The organism is Candidatus Laterigemmans baculatus, assembly GCF_010367455.1.
In the GTDB taxonomy this organism is placed as follows: domain Bacteria; phylum Planctomycetota; class Planctomycetia; order Pirellulales; family Pirellulaceae; genus Laterigemmans; species Laterigemmans baculatus.
This window is the reverse complement of the sequence record NZ_WRPR01000073.1, coordinates 1-23,417: the sequence shown is the minus strand read 5'-3', so window position 1 is coordinate 23,417 and position 23,417 is coordinate 1. Positions and strand designations below refer to the sequence as shown.

At 63.5% G+C, this 23,417-nt stretch carries 15 protein-coding genes; 8 read left to right on the top strand and 7 right to left on the bottom strand.

Going from position 1 to position 23,417, the window contains the following annotated elements; translation table 11 throughout:
* The first annotated feature begins 76 nt into the window (after nucleotides 1-76).
* The gene (locus GNK13_RS14480; RefSeq protein WP_164103268.1) at nucleotides 77-589 is read left to right on the top strand and encodes a hypothetical protein; all 513 of its coding nucleotides are present in this window, start codon (nucleotides 77-79) and stop codon (nucleotides 587-589) included.
* Here the strand turns inward: GNK13_RS14480 and GNK13_RS14475 are convergent.
* The 4 genes from GNK13_RS14475 to GNK13_RS14460 all read right to left on the bottom strand — a co-directional run bounded on the left by GNK13_RS14475 (nucleotide 586) and on the right by GNK13_RS14460 (nucleotide 4,903).
* On the bottom strand, nucleotides 586-1,839 hold the full coding sequence (locus GNK13_RS14475) for a diadenylate cyclase (protein ID WP_164103267.1): 1,254 nt from the start codon (nucleotides 1,837-1,839) through the stop codon (nucleotides 586-588). The two genes, GNK13_RS14480 and GNK13_RS14475, sit on opposite strands and share 4 nt — an antisense overlap.
* Nucleotides 1,840-2,039: 200 nt before the next feature.
* Nucleotides 2,040-3,248 carry an aminotransferase class I/II-fold pyridoxal phosphate-dependent enzyme gene (locus tag GNK13_RS14470; RefSeq protein WP_235935176.1) on the bottom strand — a complete coding sequence of 403 codons (1,209 nt, stop codon included), beginning with the start codon at nucleotides 3,246-3,248 and terminating at the stop codon, nucleotides 2,040-2,042.
* Between the two features lie 36 nt (nucleotides 3,249-3,284).
* On the bottom strand, nucleotides 3,285-4,403 hold the full coding sequence (locus GNK13_RS14465; protein ID WP_164103266.1) for a class I SAM-dependent methyltransferase: 1,119 nt from the start codon (nucleotides 4,401-4,403) through the stop codon (nucleotides 3,285-3,287).
* A gap of 158 nt (nucleotides 4,404-4,561) precedes the next feature.
* The gene (locus tag GNK13_RS14460; RefSeq protein ID WP_164103279.1) at nucleotides 4,562-4,903 is read right to left on the bottom strand and encodes a histidine triad nucleotide-binding protein; all 342 of its coding nucleotides are present in this window, start codon (nucleotides 4,901-4,903) and stop codon (nucleotides 4,562-4,564) included.
* Between the two features lie 491 nt (nucleotides 4,904-5,394).
* Here GNK13_RS14460 and GNK13_RS14455 point away from each other — a divergent pair, with 491 nt between their 5' ends.
* The 3 genes from GNK13_RS14455 (at nucleotide 5,395) to GNK13_RS14445 (ending at nucleotide 9,239) form a co-directional block, all read left to right on the top strand.
* The gene (locus tag GNK13_RS14455; protein ID WP_164103265.1) at nucleotides 5,395-6,096 is read left to right on the top strand and encodes an RNase H family protein; all 702 of its coding nucleotides are present in this window, start codon (nucleotides 5,395-5,397) and stop codon (nucleotides 6,094-6,096) included.
* Nucleotides 6,097-6,154: 58 nt separating this feature from the next.
* Nucleotides 6,155-8,413 carry a 1,4-alpha-glucan branching protein GlgB gene (gene glgB, locus GNK13_RS14450; protein ID WP_164103264.1) on the top strand — a complete coding sequence of 753 codons (2,259 nt, stop codon included), beginning with the start codon at nucleotides 6,155-6,157 and terminating at the stop codon, nucleotides 8,411-8,413.
* Between the two features lie 418 nt (nucleotides 8,414-8,831).
* Nucleotides 8,832-9,239 carry a bifunctional nuclease family protein gene (locus GNK13_RS14445; protein ID WP_164103263.1) on the top strand — a complete coding sequence of 136 codons (408 nt, stop codon included), beginning with the start codon at nucleotides 8,832-8,834 and terminating at the stop codon, nucleotides 9,237-9,239.
* Nucleotides 9,240-9,324: 85 nt separating this feature from the next.
* Here the strand turns inward: GNK13_RS14445 and GNK13_RS14440 are convergent, their stop codons facing one another.
* The gene (locus GNK13_RS14440; RefSeq protein ID WP_164103262.1) at nucleotides 9,325-10,707 is read right to left on the bottom strand and encodes a BBP7 family outer membrane beta-barrel protein; all 1,383 of its coding nucleotides are present in this window, start codon (nucleotides 10,705-10,707) and stop codon (nucleotides 9,325-9,327) included.
* Between the two features lie 217 nt (nucleotides 10,708-10,924).
* Here GNK13_RS14440 and GNK13_RS14435 point away from each other — a divergent pair, with 217 nt between their 5' ends.
* Nucleotides 10,925-13,012, top strand: a complete 2,088-nt coding sequence (locus tag GNK13_RS14435; protein WP_164103261.1) for a preprotein translocase subunit SecA — start codon at nucleotides 10,925-10,927, stop codon at nucleotides 13,010-13,012.
* Between the two features lie 60 nt (nucleotides 13,013-13,072).
* Here GNK13_RS14435 and GNK13_RS14430 read toward each other — a convergent pair whose 3' ends face one another.
* On the bottom strand, nucleotides 13,073-14,632 hold the full coding sequence (locus tag GNK13_RS14430; protein ID WP_235935174.1) for an alpha/beta hydrolase: 1,560 nt from the start codon (nucleotides 14,630-14,632) through the stop codon (nucleotides 13,073-13,075).
* A 431-nt stretch (nucleotides 14,633-15,063) separates the two neighbouring features.
* Between GNK13_RS14430 and GNK13_RS14425 the strand changes: the two genes are divergently transcribed.
* Both GNK13_RS14425 and GNK13_RS14420 read left to right on the top strand, forming a co-directional pair.
* Entirely contained in the window at nucleotides 15,064-15,429 is a 366-nt protein-coding gene (locus GNK13_RS14425) for a DUF2200 domain-containing protein (protein ID WP_164103259.1), read from the top strand.
* Nucleotides 15,430-15,558: 129 nt separating this feature from the next.
* Nucleotides 15,559-15,903 carry a hypothetical protein gene (locus GNK13_RS14420; RefSeq protein ID WP_164103258.1) on the top strand — a complete coding sequence of 115 codons (345 nt, stop codon included), beginning with the start codon at nucleotides 15,559-15,561 and terminating at the stop codon, nucleotides 15,901-15,903.
* A gap of 466 nt (nucleotides 15,904-16,369) precedes the next feature.
* On the opposite strand, the gene GNK13_RS14415 is transcribed toward GNK13_RS14420, so the two are convergent.
* Nucleotides 16,370-20,689, bottom strand: a complete 4,320-nt coding sequence (locus tag GNK13_RS14415) for a PVC-type heme-binding CxxCH protein (protein WP_164103257.1) — start codon at nucleotides 20,687-20,689, stop codon at nucleotides 16,370-16,372.
* A gap of 356 nt (nucleotides 20,690-21,045) precedes the next feature.
* Here GNK13_RS14415 and GNK13_RS14410 point away from each other — a divergent pair.
* On the top strand, nucleotides 21,046-23,417 hold a 2,372-nt coding region (locus GNK13_RS14410), incomplete at its 3' end, for a PVC-type heme-binding CxxCH protein (RefSeq protein WP_390622516.1).

Below are 23,417 nucleotides of genomic sequence, written 5' to 3'. Positions count from 1 at the left end.
CGGTCAGGTCGGGGCTCGCGGAAACGCCGTGAGCAGCATCCCGGTCGACCGTCACTTCACTCCGAGGATCACTGCAATGAAAGCGACGCATCTGATAATGCTGCTCGCGGGGTTGTGGTTGGCACCCCCGCTCACCGCTGACGCCCAAGTCGTCGTCTACTCGCCGCCGGTCGTGGCTCCGGTTATCGATTCCACGCCGGTCGTGGCTCCGGTGCCGGTGACCAGCTACCGCGCTCCGCTCGTCACAGCATCACCTGTTGTCACAGCCTCGCCTGTAGTCACAGCATCACCGATCGTTGCAGCGCGGCCAGTCGTCACAGCGCCACCAGTCGTTGCAGCGCCACCAGTCGTTGCAGCGCGGCCGGTCGTCACAGCGCCACCGGTCGTCAGCTATCGCCCGGCCCCGGTGGTGCCGCTCGCGCCGACACCCGTCGCAGCCTACTCGGTTCCGGTGGCTCCGACTCCGGTTCCGTTGGCGCCGGTGGCCGTCGGGCGGCCTGCGGTGGTCGGGACGAACGTCGCCGGTCAGCCTCGGGTGTATGTGCCGGGCCAGCCGATCCGCAACGCTTTCCGCGCGATCACGCCTTAACTCTCGCGGTCCGGTGACTCGCCGTCCGTCCCCCCTTCCTCGGCGCCGGGAGGGGGAGCGGACTGGATCAGCAGCACGATGTCTCGCGGCGAGAGGAACTCGACTTGGAGTTGAGGCGGATGCCGTAGATCATTTTCAGTGATCAGCAACTGATTGAAGCCGCGGCGAACCTGCGAGACGTCGAGCGCGATCAGCAACAAGCTCGGGTCGAGCGAGCGGAAAGCAATCTCCGGGCCCGCCAAAGTCACGCGTGCCTCGCTCGGCGCATCCTCGTCGATGGCCAGCGATTCGGGCAGGTTCCGGTACTCGATCGGTACCACGAACGTGCGATGGATCGTGCCGGGTCCGGCGACCAAAATGCTCCAGGCGGCGATCGAGAAAGCGACCGACAACACCTTCAGGTGCGCGTTGGCCGTAAGGGCTTTCCAGAGGCTTCCCGAGACGCGGGGAAAACGCGAGTCGAAAAATTGTTGCAGGCGCTCGCGAAGCACTTCGCCCGACGCCATTTCGTGGATCTCCCCTGCTTCGGCGACGCTGATCACGCCCCGCTCTTCCGAGACGACCAGCACCATCGCGTCACACCGCTCGGCCAGCCCTACCGCGGCACGGTGGCGCGTGCCGCCCATCTCCGCGCCGAGCGGGCGGTGAGCCAACGGCAGATGGGCGGCAAACTCCCAGAGGCTGCCCTGGTCGACCACCACCGCTCCATCGTGTCCGGGCGAGCCCGTATGGAAGATGCTCAGCAGCAGCTCTTTATTTAGCTCCCCTGAGACGCGAATTCCGCTCGAGAGGTGCGCGGTCAGCGGTTCGTTGCCTGCGAGCACGAGCAGCGCTCCGGTCTTGGTGGCGGCCAAGCGGAGTGCCACGTCGACCAGCAATTCGACCTCTTCACGCTCCCGCTCCGGCGAACGCGAGAAGCGGCGGAAGAACTTTGAGAGCTGCAGCGGAAGGCGTTGCAAGCCGCGCCGCACGTCTTCCTGGAACACGACCACCAGGGCGACCAGCCCCACCAGGGCTCCGGCATGAAAGACTTCGGTCGTCAGTACCATGCCCAGCCGGCGCGCCAGAATGTAGAGCACGCCGAGAGCGATCGCGCCGAGCGCTGCAGCTCGAGTCGCAGTGCGGTTTAGCCAGGAGAGTAGAGCATAGAAGAAGAAGCTGACGATCAGGATGTCGAGAACATCGACCCAAGGGATTGCGGAGAGCGAGTTCAAGAAAGTCACCGAGTTCGAGCGCGATTGACGATGCATTATTATTCGCTCGTCACTCCCCCCTGTGGTGCCTCGGCGGCGGAAATGTTTTCTCGTAACGCGGCTGACCCAATCGTTTAACGGCAAGCCGAAGGCGACGGTGTTTTAAAAAGCAGTCGCCTTCGGCTTGCCGTTAAACGACTCTTCCACGAGCGGCTCTGCTGTGAATGAATCTTCCTGGCCGTGCCTCGTCCGATAAATCAGAGGCCGAATGTTCGCAGCGTTTCGCAGAGCTCGGTGAGCATCTCGTCGGTGTGCGCGGCGGAGAGGCTGATGCGGAGCCGCGACTGATTCGGTGGTACCGTTGGCGGGCGGATCGCAGGCACATAGAAACCCGCGTCAGCCAGTCGCCCGGCCGTCTCAACCGTCTTGCTCGCCTCACCGATCACGACGGGAATGATCGGGGTGCCGTGGTCGACGATTCGCCGCTTCGCCGGAAGCTGCCGGTTCAGTTCCTCGATCAGACGGCCGGATAAATCCAACACGCGGCGACGGCGTTCGGGTTCTTCGCGGATGATCCGCAAACCGTCGAGGGCTGCAGCGATCGTCGCTGGCGACGCGGCGGTGCTGTAGATCAACGGTCGGGCGCGCTGCAGCAGATAGTCGGTGACGACCTGCGGACCGGCGACGAACCCGCCCTGGGCGCCGACCGCCTTGGAAAGCGTGCCGATCCGGATGGCGATCCGGCCCTCCACGCCCAGTTCCTCGCAAAGGCCGCCGCCGCGGTGGCCGAGCACACCGGTCCCATGCGCCTCGTCGACGATGAGCGTCGCCTTGTACTCGTCAGCCAGATCCGCCAGCGCGACCAGCGGAGCTCGAGTTCCGTCCATGCTGAAGATGGAGTCAGTGACGATAAACACGCGGTCAAAACGCTTGCGATGCGCGGCTAACAGTGAACCCACTGCGCGGTGGTCGCAGTGCGGGTAGATGAACCGAGTCGCTTTGCTCAAGCGGCATCCGTCGATCAAGCTGGCGTGGTTCAGAGCGTCGCTGAGCACCAAATCGCCTGCTTCGGGAAGCGTCGCCACGACTCCACTGCAAGCGGCGAACCCGCTCGGAAAGAGGACCACCGATTCGACCTGTTCGAGGTGGGCTAACTCACCGCAGAGCCGCGCATGCAGGGGCGTGAAACCGCACACCAGCGGGCTGGCCGCGGCACCACTGCCGAATGTCGCGGGAGTCTCGCCACGCTCGTCTGAGCCAGTGGCGGAGGACGAATCCATTGCGATGCCGAGATAATCGTTAGCACCGAAATTCGCCAGCCTGCGGTCTCCTTCCAGCAGATACGGACCGTCCATCTGACGCGGAACCAATCGCCGCCGCATCCCTTGCTGGTCCGCTTCGTCCAGCCGCCGCTCGAGCCAAGCGAAGGGGCGATCAGGTTTGGCGGGCTGCATGGATGCTGTCACGATTCGAGGCTTCGGAGAATCCGTTGAAGGCTCTGTTCACAGGTTCGGACGGATGCCGGTCGCGATGCAGTATCCGCCTCCGGTCCGCGCGAGCTTGACGCGGTCGAACCAGCGCGGCACGTTGCTCTGATACCAGTCGGGCTGCTTGCCGACGATCCACAACTGGCCTCCCGGGCGGAGGGCGGTTTGAGCCGCTTGCAGAAACAGTTCGGCGATCCGGAAGTGGGCGAAGTAGGGAGGATTCGCGACCGCCACGTCGTAGCTGCCGCTCTCGGGGACCGAGCCGTCGGAGGAGAGGATGGCCGTGATGCGATCCTCGAGTCCGTTCAGTTTCGCACCTCGCCGCGTGCACTCGATCGCCCGCGTCGCGCTATCGATCGCCGTCACCTGCACGTCGGCCGCACGCAGTGCCGCGGCCAGCGCGACGACGCCCGCTCCGCAGCCGATGTCGACCACGCGGTCGCCCGCTGCGATCTGCATCGCGTCGATCAGCCGCCGGGCACCGAGATCCAAGCGGCGGTGTGAAAAGACGCCCGGTCGGCTGAACGCGCGGATCAGCCGACCGGAATCGCGGAAGGCGAACTCGCAGGAGAAGTCTCGAACGCGGAGCCGAATGTCCGATCGCCGCACGACGTAGGCGGTCGCTCCGCTCGCCGCGTCGGCTTCTCCCGATTGGTAGCGACGGATCGCTTTCGCGTCGGCCAATGCACGGAGTTGATCGCCGAGCCAGCTGTCGTTCGGGTGGTCGGCCACGGCGATCAGCGTGCCCGACTCCTCCAACGCCGCGATGAACCCCTGCAACAGGTCGCGGGCGAGCTCCGCACCACCGTCGCGGCGGACCGGGAGGATCGCCAGCTCGAACTTTGGCTCGGCCGGCGGATCGGTGTCGCAAACCAGCCGCACGGGACTGCCCTCGCCCAGCCAGTCGCGGAGCAAGGCAGCACGAAAATCCTCCAGCTCGAGAAGCGTCACGTCGGCACCCGCTTGGGCCAGCGCCGCCGCCGTTTGGCCGCGGGAGGTGCTCGAGGCGAGGACCCGCGGAGCCGTTGGCTGGTGATCCGCGAAGACCCGCCGAGCCGCTTCGAGCGCGAGGCGTTCAATCGGCGGCGCCAGCGGCTCGTCGGCCGGTTCATTCGTCGCAGCGGGATCGCTCATACGCGTTTGCTTGTCTGCTTTGCTTGTTATCAGCCGCCACGCGCTAGCGTTCGGTTCCTGGGGAATTGCAAATAACCGGACGCTAGCGCGTGGCGGCTGATGGTCTAAAGTAGATGGCATTGTGCTAGCGCCGTCGGCTCAGGGACTTCGGGCGGTGCTTATCCGGGGGGCCAAGCGAGGGAGCGGCCGCCGAGCACGTGCAGGTGCAGGTGATCGACCGACTGGCCTCCGTCGGGACCGATGTTCGTCACCACGCGGTAGCCCGAGCCGAGCCCTTGTTCGGCGGCGACGCGGGCGGCGACGCCCAGCAGATGGCCGAGCAGCGCGCCATCCTCCGCTTCGGCGACCGCGAGCGAGACGATTCTCTTTTTGGGGATCACCAAGAAATGCGTCGGCGCTTGGGGGTTGATATCGCGGAAGGCGAGGCAGCGGTCATCCTCGAACAGAATGTCCGCCGGAATCTGCCGGTCGATGATTTTGGAGAAGATCGTTTCAGCCACAGCCACTGACCCCTCGGGAGTGCAAACGGGAACACGCTCGGCCGATTATGCCATAACCCCCGCGAGAGCGAAGGGAGGGGGGCGGGAGGCGGGGAGGCAGGTTTCAGGGAGCAGGTCGCGGATAGAACCTTCTTCTCGTACTCGTACTCAGCGCAGCGGTACTCGTACTCGTACTCGACTCCCTTGCGCCGGGCTGTCTCCGCACTCGATTCGCCTCCGAGTACCGCTTCGCTGAGTACGAGTACCGCTTCGCTGAGTACGAGTACCGCTTCGCTGAAACCTGAACCCTGAAACCTCCTTTCCGGTTATGCGGATCGCTCGATTCCTACGTCGTGGATTTGGAGTTGGGGGAGTTTTTGGGTTGGGTGAGCTGAAATTCTTGCGTTGGGGTGGCCGATCGAAACGGCTGTCGGGGAATTTGGAGCCCCGGCGACCAGTCACATCCAGCGGACGGAAGCCGCGCTCTCCCGACCGGACGCGAGGTCCCCCTGATGATCGATTGCCCCGAGCCGTACTTGCCCGATTCGTACTTGCCCGATTCGTCCTTGCCCGATTCGTCCTTGCCCGATTCGTCCTTGCCCGATTCGTCCTTAGCCGACCAGTACTTGCTGGTTTGTGAAGCCCGCTTGGGCGATTCCGACCAACTGGGATCGTGGCGGTTTGTACTCGAGCGACTCGACGGCCAGCCGTTCCTCGAAGCCACCGACTGCGAGTTGGGAGACGCCAATCGCTTGGCGCTGCTGGCCGTGGTGCGGGGACTGGAGGCGCTCCCGGGACCGGCGGCCGTGACGATGCTTTCGAGCAGCCGGTACGTGATTCGCTCGCTCAGCGATTCGTTGCCCCGCTGGCGCGAGGCCGGGTTCATGTGGGAGCATTTCGGTCAACGGATGGAGGTGACCAATGCGGATCTCTGGCGGCGCGTCGACCGGGCGCTGGACATTCATGCAGTCAGCGCCTGCTGTGTCGCCGCCGCTCCGGTCGTCGGCCGCCGCGTCCCGCGGCTTGCGGCGGCAGCCGCGGCTCCGTTGCGGCCCCAGGGACCGGTTGTGGCTGGGGGGACGCGCGGAGCGGACCCTCGGCACGAGCGGAAGGGCGGGGTGACCGATGGACTTCGCCGCTGGCTGATCGGCCAATGCCAGAGCGTCGCCGGGGGTTACCCGGCGGAGGCAAGCCGGCAACTGGCGGTCGCCTGAGGTTGCTTCCCGACACCATTCACAGTCCTCACAATCGTTTTTAGAAGAACACCTCGCTATGCACACGGAAGTCACGCTCTCTCAGCTCGGGCAATTGGTCGAAGGTCGTCACGAGAATCCCGCTGCGTTGCTCGGTCCGCACCAGGTGGTGTATCAGGGGCGGCCGGCGACGGCCGTGCGGACGTTTGTCCCGGATAGCCTGCAGGCCTGGTTGATCGAGGGGCCGCAGGGTGTGCCGCGGCCGATGCGGCGGATCCACCCGGCCGGCTTTTACGAAGCGATTTGCACGCCCGAGGAGGGGGCGCGGATCGCTTCGGCAGCCTCTTCGGTTCCCCATTCTCCTTACCGCATTCGCGTTGCCAAACGCTCCGGCGAGATAGTCACCATGAACGATCCCTACGCAGCTCCCTCAATCTTTTCCGACTTCGACCGCTACTTGATGGGCGAAGGACGCCACCGCAAGTTGTATGAGCGGATGGGGGCTCAGATCCGCACGGTCGATGGAATCGAGGGAGTCAACTTCGCGGTCTGGGCGCCGAACGCCCGGACCGTGCAAGTCATCGGCGACTTCAACGGCTGGGACGGACGGCAGCATGGGATGCGGGGCAGCGACGCGGGGATTTGGGAGCTGTTCATTCCCGGTGCCAAAGATGGCCAGAAGTACAAGTACCGGTTGCTGACGGCTCACGGATCCTGGATCGACAAGAGCGACCCGTTGGGCTTTGCCGCGGAGATTCCTCCGCACACCGCCTCGATCATCAGCGACTTGAGCTCGTTTGAGTGGAACGATCAGTCGTGGCTCGAGCAGCGGCGGAAAAACGACCAGCTCGCCAAGCCGATGTCGATCTACGAAGTCCATCTCGGCAGCTGGATGCAGGGAGGCGATCGCGCCCACGGCTGGTTCAACTATCGCGAGCTGGCGAAGCGGCTCGTCGAGTACTGCCGCCGCATGAACTTTACGCACATCGAGCTGATGCCGATCAGCGAGCACCCGTTCACCGGCTCGTGGGGCTACCAGACCGTTGGCTACTACGCTGCGACCAGCCGCTACGGCACGCCGCAGGACTTCATGTTCTTCGTCGACTACTGCCACCGCCACGGGATCGGCGTGATCCTCGACTGGGTTCCGGCCCACTTCCCTCGCGACAGCCACGGCTTGGCCCAGTTCGACGGCACGGCGCTCTACGAGCACGGCGATCCGCGGCAGGGCGAACACCCGGACTGGGGCACCAAGATTTTCAATTATGGACGCAACGAAGTCCGCAACTTCTTGGTCGCTAACGGCCTGTTCTGGCTCGATCGCTATCACATCGACGGGCTCCGCGTGGACGCCGTCGCTTCGATGCTCTACCTGGACTACAGCCGCGAGCACGACCAGTGGATTCCAAATCAGTATGGCGGCCGTGAAAACCTCGAGGCCCTGCACTTCCTCCGCGAATTCAATTCGGCCGCTCACGAGGATTATCCCGGGGCGCTGACGATCGCCGAGGAATCGACCTCCTGGCCGGGCGTCTCGCGTCCGGTCGAGGACGGTGGACTCGGCTTCTCGCTGAAATGGAATATGGGCTGGATGAACGACAGCTTGCGGTACTTCCATCACGAGCCGATCCACCGCCGCTTCCACCACAGCGAGCTGACGTTCAGCCTGATCTATGCCTTCAGCGAACGGTTCATGCTGCCGCTCTCGCACGACGAAGTGGTGCACGGTAAGGGAGCGCTGCTGAGCCAGATGCCGGGGGACATGTGGCAAAAGTTCGCCAACCTCCGCCTGCTGTACAGCTACATGTGGACGCACCCCGGCAAGAAGTTGCTGTTCATGGGGGGCGAGATCGGGATGTGGAACGAGTGGAACCACGACCGGGGGATCGAGTGGTCGCTGTTGGATTTCGACAACCACCGCGGGATCCAACAATGCGTTGCCGACTTGAACCGCGCCGTGATCGACAACCCGGCTCTCCACCGTGACGACTTCACGAGCGGCGGATTCGAATGGGTCGATGCGATGAACGCGGACGACAGCATCCTCTCCTACCTCCGCAAATCGGACAAGGACGACCCGCTGGTGCTCGTCTGCTGCAACTTCACTCCGGTGGTCCGCCGCGGGTACCGAATCGGAGTGCCGACCGGAGGCTTCTGGCGGGAGATCTTCAACAGCGATGCGTCGATCTACGGCGGAAGCAACGTCGGCACCCATCCCGGAGCCGAAGCGACGGGCCACGGCCACCACGGCCGAGCCGACTCGTTGGTGATCGATCTGCCGCCGCTGGGCGTCTCGATCTTCCGGCACGAAGGAGTCGCTCGGCCTCGCGTGCTGTAGGCCCCGTTGCCGGAGAAAACTTTCTCGTAAATGAGTTGAAGCTGTTCCGCGAAAGAGATCACCCTCCCCCCGGGAGGGTCGCGAGGAACGAGCGGGGAGGGGCCGGTAGACGCTCGCGTGATGAGTGCGTGTGACCCTTTTCTTCAACGCATTTGCTTCTTTTCTCACGGCTCAATCGAGAGTTCGTGCCGAAACCCATTGCCCTCCCCGGGCCTAAGAGCCCGACCCTCCCGCGGGGCGGGAGGGTGAGATTTTGACTCGCCGTTTCTACTTCTGGCGACCTTTTCCTCCGGGCTTTTCACCATCCCAGGGCGAGGCTCCTTCGCGTGCTGCCGGGGCGGTATACTGGTATCTCGAGCGGGCGAAGCAGCAGCCTCCCCGCTTTTCCTTTTTTTCCTCTTCTCATGAGCGAGCAGCGATGCCCGTGCAAATGCAGCTGGCGCGGATCATCATCAGCGAAATCAGCGACAACCAAGTGATCTACTTGCGGGAAGTCGACGGAGATCGGCAGTTCCCGATTTTGATCGGCATCTTTGAGGCGACCAACATCGACCGCCGGGTCAAAGACGACTACCACCCGCCGCGGCCGCTGACCCATGATTTGGTCGTGCACGTCGCCGAAGCCTTGGGGGCCGAAGTCGACAGCGTCGTGATCAGCGAACTTCGAGACCACACCTACTTTGCCCACCTCCGCTTGAAACGGGACGGCGAGATCATCGAGATCGATTCCCGCCCCTCCGACGCGATCGCCGTTGCCGTCACGTTCCATCCCCCGCTACCGATCTACGTCTCCGAACAAGTCCTCGAAGACGCGATGAAACCGTAGCCGGGAAACCGCAGAAAAGTGCGGCACCGTTTCCGATGCCGCACTTTCGCTTTGCAAGTCGTTGTGCCAGTCGCACGCAAGCGTCTTAGAAGTCGATCGTGACGCCCAAGTCGATGCCTTGGATCCAGAAGCCAGAATCGCGGATTGTGAAGTCCTCTTGGACCGGATTCGGATCGTCCGTGAGGAGCAGCGCGCCGTCGACTCGGTTGTCGATCTGATCCGAAGCCAGCGCCAGATCATCCCAGTAGAGGAACGAGTAGCCGACCGAGAGGCTGATGTTGCGACGCAGCATGTAGGCCAGCTTGAGGTTCAGCTCGGGGACGAACGTGAACTGGTCGCGTTCGTATTGTCCCTGCTGACCCTGGACCAGGAAGCCGTTGTCGAACGTTTCGAGCGGAACCGGAGCCGCGACCTGTCGCGTCGACGAGCCGTCGATGTTGACTTGCTGGCGGACGTTGCCCAAGTGGACCTTGGTCAGCGTCAGCAACGACCAGCGACCCTGCTTGAGGATCGTTTCCAGACCGATCTGGCCACCGTGGAAGTGGTTTTCGGTCTCGTAGCTGTCACGGAACGTGCGCACCAGACCTGGGTCGGTCGTCACGTTCGTCGTCGAGCTGTTGATCGTGAGCGTGTCGTCGATTCCGAAGTAGCTGTAACCGCCGAGCAGGTCGACGTGGAACCCGGCGCCTTGGCCGAGCATCATGCGGCCGTAGGCTTCGGTCGCGATCATATCCAGTTCCGACTCGGCATTGACGCTGCCGGTGAAAGTCTCGCCCCCGAGGACGCCACCGATGATCGCAAAGTCATCGCGGGGCGGTCCGAAAACGGGGTTCGTGTTGAAGAACGGCCGCGCCAGATCGCGAGTTCCGTCGCTCGACGCCGAGAAATCGTCGCTGGCGTCGTACAGGCCCCAGACGCGGGCGCCGAGACCATACTGGCCACCGGCAAAGTAGTGTCCGAAGTCGAGCCGGAAGCCGGGAGCCAAGCCTTCGCCGATGTCGTTGCCAAACACCGTTTGGAGCGGATCACCGGTCGCCGTGTTTGCGCTCACCAGCGGCGAGCCGTCCCGCCCCTTGGGGAACCAAAGCAGCGTCTCGGCTCGCAACCACTTGGGGTTGCAACCATGGAGCACGCTGCCGATCTCTCCACAGTACTCGCTCGAAGCATAGCTGCTCGGCGCGTGGTAGTGTCCCTGGGTCGCATGCTGGCTACGGTGAGCCGAGTGCGAGCCGGGGAGGTGGTGCGAGCCGCCGGCCGCCGGAGCTGTCTCCGACCAACCGACCGTCTCGCCGCGGACGGAGCTTCCCGAACCGACGTAGGAATCACCCACGTAGGTTCCTGTATCGGCGGTGTCGCCGACGAAGACGGCGTCGTCGTCGTACGATGGGAATCGGGTATCTTGGGCGTTCGCGTTCACCGCTCCGACGAGGAGCAGGAGACACGACAGCCTCAGTTTTCTGCGTTTCATTGGACCACTCTTCAATCCGTGAAATCTGGCACAACTGCCGTCTTTGCATCGACGGATTCCCCCACCGACTTGCGGTACGTCCCGGACGAGCGGCAGCGCCCCCCTATTCTTCCTATCTTCCGGAGTAAAGCCGGACTTATCTGACTCCCCTTCGCGGCAGGGTGGGATAAGATGAGAGAAACCGGACGTTTTCCCGAGAAAAGTCGGATTTAGTTGCATGACGTCGACCGACGCCGAAACCAACTTGCCCCAGTCCCAGCCGAAGCCCGAGAGTGCGCCCCTTGAGGATGAGGGCGCGGCGGTGGCCGCTGATCGGTCGACGGGCGACCCATCCTTGCTGGCCGTCGCGGAGCGCAACGATGGCGGTTTGAAACTCTCGACCTGGATGGCCGTCGGCACCCGCCCGCGACTGCTCCGCTGGAAACGCTGGCTCCAGCGGATCGGTGACTTCGAACCGCTGCTCCAGGCCGAAAGCGACGCCCAGATCCGCAAACGGAGCTTGGCGATCCGCTATCGAGCCAAAGCGGGCGAGCCGCTCAAATCACTCCTGCCCGAGGCCTATGCCCTGGTTCGCGAGTCGGGACGGCGGACGATGGGCATGCGGCACTACGACGTCCAGCTGATCGGCGGCATGTCGTTGTTCGAAGGGTGCATCGCCGAGATGCAGACCGGTGAAGGGAAGACGCTGACGGCGACCCTGCCGCTGTATCTGCACAGCCTCGTCGGCAAGGGGGCCCACCTGGCGACGGTCAACGATTACTTGGCCAAACGCGACGCCGAGTGGATGAAGCCGCTGTTTGCGCTCCTCGGCGTCTCGGTCGGAATCATCCAGACGCAAGACGATCAAGGTTCGCGACGCAAGAGCTACTCGAGCGATGTGACCTATGGGACGGCGAAGGAGTTCGGTTTCGACTTCCTCCGCGACCGCCTCCTGCTGCGGGCCCAGAACCGGCTCGGCGCCGAAATGCTCGGCGATTCCCGCACCCAATTTTCCGACGGCGGCGACGCGCCGGTAATGCGGGGCATGCATTTCTGTCTGGTCGACGAAGCGGACAGCATCTTGATCGACGAGGCGCGGACGCCGCTGATCATTGGTTCGATCGAGGACACGGTCCGCGACCAGATCGTCGAGACCTACCGCTGGGCTGCCGAGCATGCACCCGCGTTTATCGAAGACGAGCATTACACGATCGACAAGGAAACGAAAAAGTACGAGCTGACCGGCCGCGGTCGAGGGCTTGTGCGTTCGCTTCCCAAATCCGACCTCGTCCGCACGATGGGCCTAGTCGACCTTTATGAATTCACCGAGCGGGCTGCCAAAGTCTATAAGGAATTCATTCGCGACCGCCAGTACGTCATCAAATCGGGGCAGAAAGGGGACGAGATCGTCATCGTCGACGAATTCACCGGTCGCTTGGCCGAGGGACGAAAATGGCGCGACGGGATCCACCAAGCGATCGAAGCCAAGGAGCAACTCGAGATCTCCGTCCCGACCGGACAAGCGGCTCGGATCACCGTCCAGGACCTCTTCCTCCGCTATCACCATCTGGCCGGGATGACCGGAACGGCGGCCAACAGTGCCGGCGAGCTGAAGAAGATCTACCGCACGCCGGTCATCCGCGTCCCCACGAACCGGCCCCCGAAACGCGTGCAGTTACCCGACCGCGTGTTCGGGTCGATGCACGATAAATTCGTGGAGATCGTCAAAGAAGTCCAAGAGATGCACAGCCAGGGCCGACCGGTCCTGATCGGGACTCGCTCGATCGACAAATCCGAAGCCATCTCCAAGCTGCTCGACGAGGCGGGGATCGAACACGAAACACTCAACGCCAACAAGGTCGCTGAGGAGGCGGACATCGTGGCTCGCGCTGGCGGCTTTGGCAAAGTGACCGTGGCGACGAATATGGCCGGACGTGGTACCGACGTCAAGCTTGCTCCCGGTGTGGAGGCGATCGGCGGAATGCACGTGATCTGCACCGAGTTGCATGACGCGGCCCGCATCGACCGCCAGCTGATCGGACGCTGCGGCCGGCAAGGCGATAACGGCTCCTACCGCCAATACTTGTCGCTCGACGACGACATCCTCAAGAACGGCTATGGGCCCGACAAAGGGCTGAAACTCAAGCGGCTCGGAGAGACCGCGCCGGGGCCCTTCCACAACTTCGCGCCCGCGTTTCGGAAAGCCCAAATCAAAGTCGAACGGAAACACTTTCGCGACCGAATGGTGCTTCTGCACCACGAGAAGGAACGCAAAAAGCTGCAGCGCGAAATCGGACAGGACCCGTACCTCGATACGCCCGACTGATCCCAGCCTTCTGCCGGAAACCGGAAACCGGTTACCGGCTACCGGACACCGGCCTGTCGGCTATCGGACTGGCGGTGCCACCCGCTCGGCCAGCGAGGCGGCGGCCAGCTGCCAGTAGGTCATCGTGCCGTAGCCTCGAGGCAATAACGAGGCTCGCTGCCCAGCCGGCAAGCGATCGTGGACGAGCTGGAACAGATCGCGGAGCATCGCTCCGTTGTCGCCGTAATAGCTGTGTCCGAGCAGCGACAGATCGATCCCCGACACGTCGATCGTTTCGACCCCGGGGACGACGACGATCTGCGAACCGCTCTCGCCTGCCCGCGGATAACCGTGGACCTGTTTTGAGGCGATCAACGCCCGGTCGTCCGAGGATGCGTAGAGCGTCACGTGCCGCGAGGTCTCCAGCAATCGCGGAGCGAGGTCTTTGCGGAAGTGATCGGCATCGACGTCCGGAGCCGCCAACACGACGCGGTCGAACGGTGGCTGCTCGTCTTCGGACAACTGGAAACTGATTTCACTCAGCGCCGACGTCAGCGCCCGGTTGCCCATGCTGTGGGCGACCAGATTGATCGAATCCGCTCCGCTGGATTCGGCCAGCTCCATCAGGAACGAGCGGAGGTGCGACGTTGTCCAGGCCACGTTGTTCTCGTCGACCGGGTATCCGAGCAACGTGCCTTGGCTGGGCCAGCTGTAACAGATCGGGACACCGTGAAACGGAAGGTCGACGGCGATCTGCGCGGTCCGCTGCACGGCCGACTCGAAGTCGACGTTATAGCCATGGATGAAGACCAGCAGATCGCGCTCGTCCGACTCGTCCACCAGTTCGGCCAGCCGCCGTTGGAAATCGTTCTGCGTGAGCTCCACGGCGCTCGTGAGCACGACGTGTTTCCGCTGGTCCTCGCGAAATTCGAAGCGGAGCAGGCTCGGCCGCTCGACCTGGCCGCGCTGGTGCGAATCGGGAACCGTCACCTCGCAGACGCCGCGGGTGAGCGTCCCCCGTTCGCTGTTGTAGATCACGCCGTGCTTCTCGATGTTCGCCGAGCCGAGCACGACGCAGGCTGCGGCCATCCCGCCGCTGCCCACCGCTCCGAGCGCCGCTACCGCACTCGCGGAGCTCCGCCCCCGAAGCATCGACAGGAGTGCAAGGAATCCGCAGCCGACCGCCAGCACGCCGAGCAGCATCACCGGCTGCCGAGCACCACTGATCTGATACGCTTCGAGCGAGAGCGGATCGCGGGCCCGGTCGGTCGCATAAAACACTTGAACCGTGGCATAGCCTTCCTCCGCCGCATGCGTCGATCCGGCAGGCAATTCATGCAGATGCTCGGGCCCCTGCAGTTGATTGGACCCCTGCAGCTGATGGGACATCGGAGCCGCCGACCGCATCGCCATCGGTGCCATGGCTTCGGCCGCAGCGGCGGATTCGGGCGCCGGGTAATTGGCTGCCGGGTGCTCGGGGGCCGGAGCCGGGTACGCAGAAGCTGCGTGTGCACCCGCATCGATCCGCGGAGCTTGGGCCTCTATGGGCGCGGCCGTTTCGCGACCGGATGCCGCCGTGGACTCCGCGGTCTCCGGAGGAGCCGTCGCCACGTCGGGGCGCTCGGAGCTACAACCTGCCATGAAGGCTAGATGGCAGAGGAGCAGAGTCGCCACGCTCAAGACACGGGGGGCGGACGAACCGAGCAATCGAAAGGAGTGCGGGTGAGTCATCGTCGCAACCGGCTTCCAAGTGCAGTGCCTGAAAAGTACCGCTTCTAACGACTGGGAGCTCGCCGAGTCCACAGCAACTTCTCTCCCGACCTGACCGTCCCAATCCCCCCCTCGCCCCGGCAGCAACCGAAGACTGTCTACCAGCATCGAGCCGGCATACGATGGAGTTTCCTCGTCAAGGTCGTCGTCGGCATGCGCTACTATCCAGAAGCAGGTTCCTACGGCTATCTCAAGCCGGACTACGACCGCCACGTCAAGGCCGCGAAGTGCCTTGGAGAAACAATGTCAAACCGGCTCCTGCTAAGAGCGGGATCGCTAACCTAGAGCCCCAGCGAGAGACGATGCGCAGCACAAGCAGTCACGACGAGCGGTTCGCGGCAATGACGTTTGCTTCGGTTTATCCGCATTATCTCCGGAAGGTGGAAAAGAAGGGCCGAACTCAAGAGGAGCTGCACCAAGTGATCGAGTGGTTGACCGGGTATGATGAGCCGGCGGTGCAGAAGCATCTCGAGCAGGGTACGACGTTCGAGCAGTTCTTTCAGCACGCTACGATCAACCCGAACGCGCACCTGATCACCGGGGTGATTTGCGGTTACCGCGTGGAAGAGATCGAAAACCCGCTAACGCAGCAGGTCCGGTACCTCGACAAGCTGGTCGACGAACTGGCCAAAGGACGAAAAATGGAAAAGATTTTACGGAGCGAATGACACGAATCCAACGAATGGTGGCCACGGAAGGACACGGAAAAGCACGGAAAGGGGAAGGATTGCGTCGTGTGGCCATTGTCTCGGAAACAAAAAACTTCAGCCGTTCCTGGAGTCCGCTGTCAGGGGGTCTTGGTCCAGTGGGATTCGAGTGGCGAACGCTGGGAGTTTACCGTTGGGGGGATCGACTATGCGGTTCATCAGAATCCGATTTTTGATACTTCGCTGATTGCCAAGCTACCGCTCGTTTCCGAATGGTTGACGGACCTCGATTCGCAGATTGACGAAGAAATCCGGCGAAACCTGAAGGGTTGGTGCGAGTGGACCGGGGAAAAAGATTTGGTGGCAATCGACCTTTCCGGGCTGATTGAACGCTCCGAGATCGATGTGTCCTATGCCTATGACGACTGGGGCGACCTGGGAATCAACGTCGTCATCCAAGATGGAAAAATCACAGGCTCGTACGCGGGGGATTAAGGGCCGGCCCTGAACGCCGGCCGCTGCCAAGTGGCACCGTCTACCATTGGCGGTTCGAAGAAAACGATGGACTGGCTGTTTTGATCGCGATTCGGAGTCAGTGGGGGAAGGAACCGCAGGCAGCACGGGTGGGAAAGGTGTGCCCCTTGGTTCTGTGTTCGGAAACGGTTGACTCTGGACCCCCCATTGCGAGTGGTTGGTGGTATGCTTGGGCTTCTACGGCTGTGGGTGCCGTGGGACGTGCCAACCGCCTCAACTTCTGGATCGTGAAATGAACTCTGAGAGGAAGACCCTTTTGCTTCCGATGCTGTTGATCGTCGGAGGAGTTCTGATGCTGGTAGCAAGGTCTTCCTTGATTCCGCCCCCCCAGTGGATGCTTCAGGATGCACGTCCATCCGACCGCGTGCCCGACGCGCCGTAGCAGCGGACGGGAAGCATCCGGTGAATCGCCGCGGACGTTTGATGTTCACTCGGTGGCGAAGGTGACGTCGTTGGAGGTGAGCCGGAACTGGTTCGGCAGATCGCGGGCGTCGAGCCGCACGAGGACGGTGTGGCGGCCGGCGTCGAGCTGGGTTTTATAGGTACCTGCTCCTTCGATCTGTTTGCCGTCGATCCAAAGCGTTGCCGAGTCGGTGCCGTGAATCGTGAGCGTCGCCGAGCCGGCTTGGGAGGCTTCGATCTCCGTCCTGAGGTAGACGTGGACCAGCGCGATATGTGGCGGCTGCTCGGTCAGCGCGGCGAGTGTCTCCCGATCGACGGTGCCGTTGACGCGTGACTGGAGCGGCTTCCAGCCTTCTTCCAACTCGCCGCTGACGATCCGTCCGGCCGCCTCTTGCTCGACACGGTGTGTCCCGGCGAGGACCTGGTAGAGCCTCGCGACACCACCACGGCTGGCGTCGAACTCTCCCGGCTTGCCGAGCTTCGACAGGAAGCTGATCAAGTCGATCTGTTCCTGCTCGGTCAGCCGATCGACGACTCCGGTGGGCATCAGCGATTGACCCGGTTTGGTTCCGACGATCTCCGCTTTGGGAATGCGGACGAGTTTGTCGTTGGCGTCGCGGAGCACCATTTCCGCATCGGTGCTCTCGGTTTCAATGCCGCTGACGATCGTTCCGTCATCGCTCAGAACCGTGACCGCATGGTAACCCTCCTTGATCTTGGCGCTGGGATCGAAGAGCGATTCGATCAAATAATCGACCGGCGCACTGGCTCCGAGACTGGTCATGTCGGGGCCGACTTTTCCGCCCACTCCCCCGATCGCATGGCAGTGGATGCAGGCGAGCGCTTCCCGCATGTAGACCTTCTCGCCATGGGCCGGGTCGCCCTGGGCGGCTACCTTTCGGATCAATTCTTGAACGCGCTCCGGCGTCATCTTTTCGGCCGTCAGCGACATCTCGCTGAGCGGAAGCAGGGCGGCGAGCAGCTCGGGTTCCTCGCGGCCTCCGTCGCGCGAAGCGCGTACTCCAGCCCGCGCCGCGGCGGTGGAGATGCCTTCGCTCGGCAGATTCGCCGCCAGCACTTGTCCGACGCCTTGGCCGCTGAGCATTTGTCGCCACAGCTCCAACGCTTCCTCTTCGCTGGGGAGCTGAGCGAGCAGCGCATAGAACGGCTGTGGTGCCCGCTGAGCGTCGAGCGCTGCCAGCAGGACCACCGCCCGTTGACGGATCGTGCGATCCGGGTCACTGGAGGCGAGTTTGGCGAGTGCATCGGCGGCAGGCTGGCCTCCGATATTCCGCATGGCCTCGAGGGCGGCCAGCCGCAGTGGAGCCGCGGCCTCGGAGCGTGCAGCGACACCTGTCAGAGCGGGAATCTGTCCCCCCAGCTTCCAGACGCCCGCCAACTGGATCGCCGCCCGCTGGATTGCCTCCTTGTCCGAGTCGATCAGTGTGCCAATGCCCGCTGGCAGATCGTTGGGGCGCATCTGCCTCAGCCGGGCCGCATCGGCGAGTGCGCCGAGGGCGCGGACCGCGGCGTCGGCTTCAAAACCGTCGGCGAGGAGCTGCCCATAGAGTTGCCGCAGTTCGTCGGGGCCGCCGGCCTTGCCGATCAGCTCGATCCAGGGCCCCGAGCCGTCGCGCGAGAGCGGCCGCTGCTCCAGTTGTTCGGCCACAAAGCGACCGGCACGCGCCGGATCGATGGACGTCAGGATGAACGCGAGCTGCCGTTCTCGAGTGGGCGTATCGGCGGTCCAGGCACCCGACTCGATCGCCGTCATCAGTGGCTCGGCCGACTCTTCGATGGTCGTCGCCAGGGCATATTCGAGGAACCGGTCCATCGGCTTGGCGAGCGACTCGAGGGCCAGCAGCGCCGCCTCGGCAGTGCCGATCGCGCCCAGTGCTCGGATCGCTTCGAGACGCACATGGGGATGCTCGTCGACCACTCGCCGAGCGAGCAACTCTTCCGCCGCAGCCCATTCGAGCCGCTGGGGATGGTCGGTGGCCGGATCGGCAAAGTCGCTGAGCACGCGAACCGCGGCGGCGCGGATCCGACCGTCCTCGCAGTCCAGCAAGTCGTAGGGGAGTTTGTCGAGGGCACCGAGAGCTTGGTAGAGCCACATTCCTTGCAGACGGGCCGCGGGCGCTTGCTGCTGGCTCATCCACTGGTCGACCTCCGGTTCGATCCCTCCACGCTCGAGCAATACGCGGCGCGACTGGTCGCTGGTGAAGCGATCCTTGCTGAGCAGGTTGTCGAGCAGCTGGGGCGTCTCGAGCTCGCGGAGGTTCACCTTCGGCTTGGCTTTGGCCCCCTTCCATGAGACCCGCCAGATCCGTCCGTGCCAACGGTCACGGCGCTCGTCGCGGAAGTCGACTTCGCCGTGGTTGATGATCGGGTTGGACCAGTCGGCGATGTAGAGGGCTCCGTCGGGACCTTGCTTGACGTCGATCGGACGGAACGTACTGGCGCTGGTCCGCATCAGGTCATCTTCCTGCTGCGTCACATAGCCCGCGTCCTGCTGCTGGAGGCTGAAGCGGACGACGCGGTTGGCGCGAAAATCACAAGTGATGATCGAGTTCTGCCACTCCGGCGGAAAGGAATCGCCGGAGACGATTTCCAACGAGCAGAACTTGGGATAGCTGCCGGGGCTGATCAAATCGAGTTGGCGGCGGGTCCCCGGGGCGGGGTTGAAGGCGGCACCGGGAAAGGCGTAGGCGATTCCGGCGAAGCCCGCGCCGTCGGTCAGGAACGACTGGCCGTACTCGTTGAACTGATGGCCCCAAGCGTTCCACAAGCCGCGGAAGAAAATCTGCATCCGCATGCTGTCGGTGTTGTAGCGAAAGCCGCCGCCGGCTTTGAGACGCACGACGCCGTGCGGAGTTTCGGTGTCGGTCCGCGTGTAGACCGACTGGTTCATATACAGCCGACCGTCGGGACCCCACAGCAAGGTGTGGAGATTGTGGTGCGTATCTTCGGTCCCAAAACCGCTGAGCACGCGTCGCTTGACGTCGGCCTTGCCGTCGCCGTCGGTGTCTTTCAGATGCAGGAGGTCGGTGCTCTGAGCGACATAGACTCCACCGTCGCCGGGCTGGACGCCGGTGGGGATCAGCAGCCCTTCGGCGAAGACGGTCGATTGGTCTGCCTTTCCGTCGCCGTCGCTGTCTTCGAGCACCAAGATTTTGTCGGGGGCCGATTGGCCGACTTCGATCATTGGATAGGCCTCGCTGCTCGCCACCCAGAGTCGGCCTTCGGGATCGAAATTGATCTGGATCGGTTTATTCAGCAGCGGGTTTTCGGCCCACAGCGTCACTTCGAGATCTTCGCCGAGCGTGAACTCGGGCGTCGCCTGGGGAGTGAACTCGGCGTACCGCGACTCGGTCCGCGGGATGGGCTCCTGGACCGCGACCGGCTGCAAGCCACGCAGGGCCGCGATCCGCTGTTCTTCGGTTTCGATCAGCTTGTCGAACTGGGGAATCTCCGCAGCGTTCTGACCCTGCTCGTGTTTCCGAAAGCCGAACACATAAGCCATGTTGGCCGGCCGCGAGCGGTGGAACCACCACTGGTTCTTGCGGAGGATCACCTCGCGCAGCGGCTCGACCAGCGGATTCTCTTGCCAAGCTCCATCGCCCCACTCGAGTGCCGATGCGATCGCCGCGGCGACCGCGCGGTAGCCTTGCTCGTTAACGTGGATCGGGTCTTTCCGTTGCGCGGGCTCGAGCGCCGTCGTGGTCAGATCGACGAAGGGCGAAGAGTGCTCGGCCGCCAGTCTGCGAATCGCATTGGCATAGCGGGCGAGCACGGCCGCGTGGGGATGGCCCGTATCGAGTCGCTGCAGCGGCGAGAGGAAAATGAACCGGACGTCGGGAGAGATTTCACGCGCCGTCTCGAGCAACCGTTGATAGTTTCGCACAAAGCCAGCGAGCCCCTCCGCTCCTCCTTCGAGTGAGCTGGCCATGCCGTAGCCGAGCACCAGCACGGTCGGCCGCGTCAATTCCAACTGCTGCTGGAGTTGCTTCCAACCTTCGTCGGTCGGCTCACGGCCCGCCTGCAGCAGGCTCAGCCCAAACCGCGAATCACCCGCCGGCGTGTCGCCGTTCCAACCCAGATTGCGGAAGGTGACGTGGCGCTCGGGAAAGGCCGAGGTCATCATCACCTCGATCCAGCCGAAGTACTGCTCTTGTTCGATCAGCCCATCTCCGAGCAGCACCACGCGGTCGCCGTCGCGCAGTTCGTGTTCCGCGGCCCTGGCTGCGGTGGACGCGGCTCCGCTCGCGACGAGCCCGCTCGCGACGAGAAAGCCCAACAGAATCCGCACCGCGCCGAGGTGAGCAAAAGGGACCGAAGCGTTCACGGAAAATCCTACACACGGGAAGAGAAATCGAATGCTGAATTTGACACGGCCCCGCGAGCCCTTTCAATTCACATCTGTGGACTGAGCCGACGGCGCTGGCCGCGGGTTCCGCAGCGGAAAATTTTACAGCCGAGAGGCCCGAGGCTAGCGCTCTGTCAGAAAACCGCTCTTCCCCATCACCCTCCCCCCGGGAGGGTCGGGCTCTCAGGCCCGGGGAGGGCCAGCTGAATCCGTTCGCATTTATGCCTGTACGTCGCGGATCGCCCTCCCCGCTCGTTCCTCGCGACCCTCCCGGGGGGAGGGTGTTAGCTGGGTTGTTCTGACAGAGCCCTAGCTTAACTGCTCGAGCCGGTGAGTTGAATCGAACAACAGAGGATGCGGCGATGCGGAGTCGAGAACTGCACCACCGGCTTGCGGTTTTATTGTTCATCGCCGGGAGCCTGTCGGTCGAGATCGCGGCCAATCTCACCCCGGCACGGGCCCAGGGTTTCGCCCCCGAAGAAGCCGCCCGACGGATGACCGCTGCTGAGGGATTCGAAGTTCAGTTGGTCGCGAGCGAGCCGCTGGTCAGGCAGCCGGTGGCGATGGAATTCGACGATCGCGGGCGGTTATGGGTGATCCAGTACCTGCAGTATCCGAACCCCGAGGGGCTGGCGCGGGTGGAGGTCGATCGGTTTTCGAGGACCAAGTACGACCGCGTTCCAGAACCCCCGCCGCACGGGCCGCACGGTGCGGACAAGATTACGATCCTTGAGGACACCGATGGTGACGGCCGGATGGATCGCAGCCGCGATTTCGTCGACGGTTTGAACTTGGCAAGCGGTATTGCCTTTGGCCATGGCGGGGTGTTCGTGGTCAATGTGCCGTATTTGCTGTTCTATCCCGACCGCGACCGCGATGACGTTCCGGATAGCGATCCGCAGGTGCTGCTCAAAGGTTTGGGAATGGAAGACGCGCACAGCGTCGCCAATTCGCTGACCTGGGGACCTGATGGTTGGTTATATGGCTGCCAAGGGAGCACGGTAACGGCGAACATTCGAGGCATCGAATTTCAGCAAGGTGTGTGGCGGTATCACCCGGTCACCGACAGGTTTGAGTTGTTTTGCGAAGGGGGCGGCAACTCATGGGGCTTGGATTTCGACCGCCGAGGCAACCTCCTCTACAGCACGAATTATGGAGGGCATGTGCTGCTGCATGGCGTGCAAGGTGGCTACTTCATCAAATCGTTCGCCAAGCACGGGACGCTGCACAATCCTTATACGTATGGATTTTTTGATCACGCCCCGCATCACAACTTTCGCGGCGGCCATGTAACCGTTGGCGGTCTCGTCTATCAGGGAGATCAGTATCCCGAGTTCCTGCGAGGCAAATACATTGGCGGTGATCTGCTCGGCCACGCAGTCTACTGGCACGATTTGGAGCCGCGAGGTTCGACGTTCGAGACAGCCCACGGTGGCGAGTTGCTCGTCGCGAATGACACCTGGTTCGCCCCGACCGATTTAACCGTCGGACCCGACGGGGCCGTTTACGTGGCGGACTGGTCGGATGCGCGGACCGCCCATCCCGATCCGGATGCCGACTGGGATCGCTCGAACGGTCGCATCTATCGCATCGTGGCGACTCAAGGCGACGGTGCGAAGAGGCCGCCTGCGACCCCGCAGATCGACTTCGCGACGTTCAGCGACGAGCAACTGCTGCGGCTGCATCAACATCGCAATCAGTGGCATGTGCGGCGGGCGCGGATGGAACTCGCGCGGCGGGGCTCCCAGGCTCTGGCCGCGACGCTCCGCGAGCAGGCCCTCTCGGCCCGGGAGGAGTCCCCTGCCCTGGAAGCTCTCTGGTCGCTGCACGTGATCGGCGGCTTCGATGAATCGCTCGCCGCGGACTTGCTCGACAGTCCCCATCCGGCAGTCCGAGCGTGGACGGTCCGCTTGCTTGGGGACCGAGAGACGATCTCGGGGGAGCTCGCCGAGCGGCTCGACGAACTGGCCGAAGTGGAGTCGACGGTCGAGGTGCGGCAGCAATTGGCTTGTCTCGCCACGCGGCTTCCGGCTTCGCAGGCAATGCCGATCATCAATGCCCACATCATCCGGGACGTCGACCGCGAGGATCCCTACCTGCCGCTGCTGTGGTGGTGGGCGGTGGAGCGACATAGCGTCAGCGGACGTGGTGAGGTTCTGCAGCGATTCACCCGGCCGAGCCTCTGGAGATCCGAACTCGGCAGAGAGTTTCTGCTTCCGCGGCTGGTGCGGCGCTACACGGCCGAAGCGACTCCCGCCGGCTGGGATGCGGTCGTTGAATTGTTGAGAGCGGCACGCGTCGCTTCCACACGGGAGCCCGCCGCACGCGGCGAACCATGGGAGAAGCTTTGGTCCTCGGTCTTGCAAGGCTGGCAGGAACAGACGGGCGAGCCCGCCGCGCGTTTTCGACGGGAGGCGGCACCGACCCACCCTCTCTCCCAACTTATCCTCGACGCGTGGCGGGAGCGGCGGAGCGATCTATCATTGCAGCGATTGGCGATCGCCCTTGGGCACGCGGAACCAGCCGCTGCGGCAAAGCGTGAGGCCTTTGATCGCAGCACTCCACCGGACCGCCGCGTGCAACTACTCCAGGCATTGCAGGTACGTGTCGAGCGGGCTCGTGGAGTGGGGGCTGGTGGAGTGGGGGCTCGTGAAGTGGGGGCTCGTGGAGTGGGGGCTCGTGGAGTGGGGGCTCGTGGAGTGGGGGC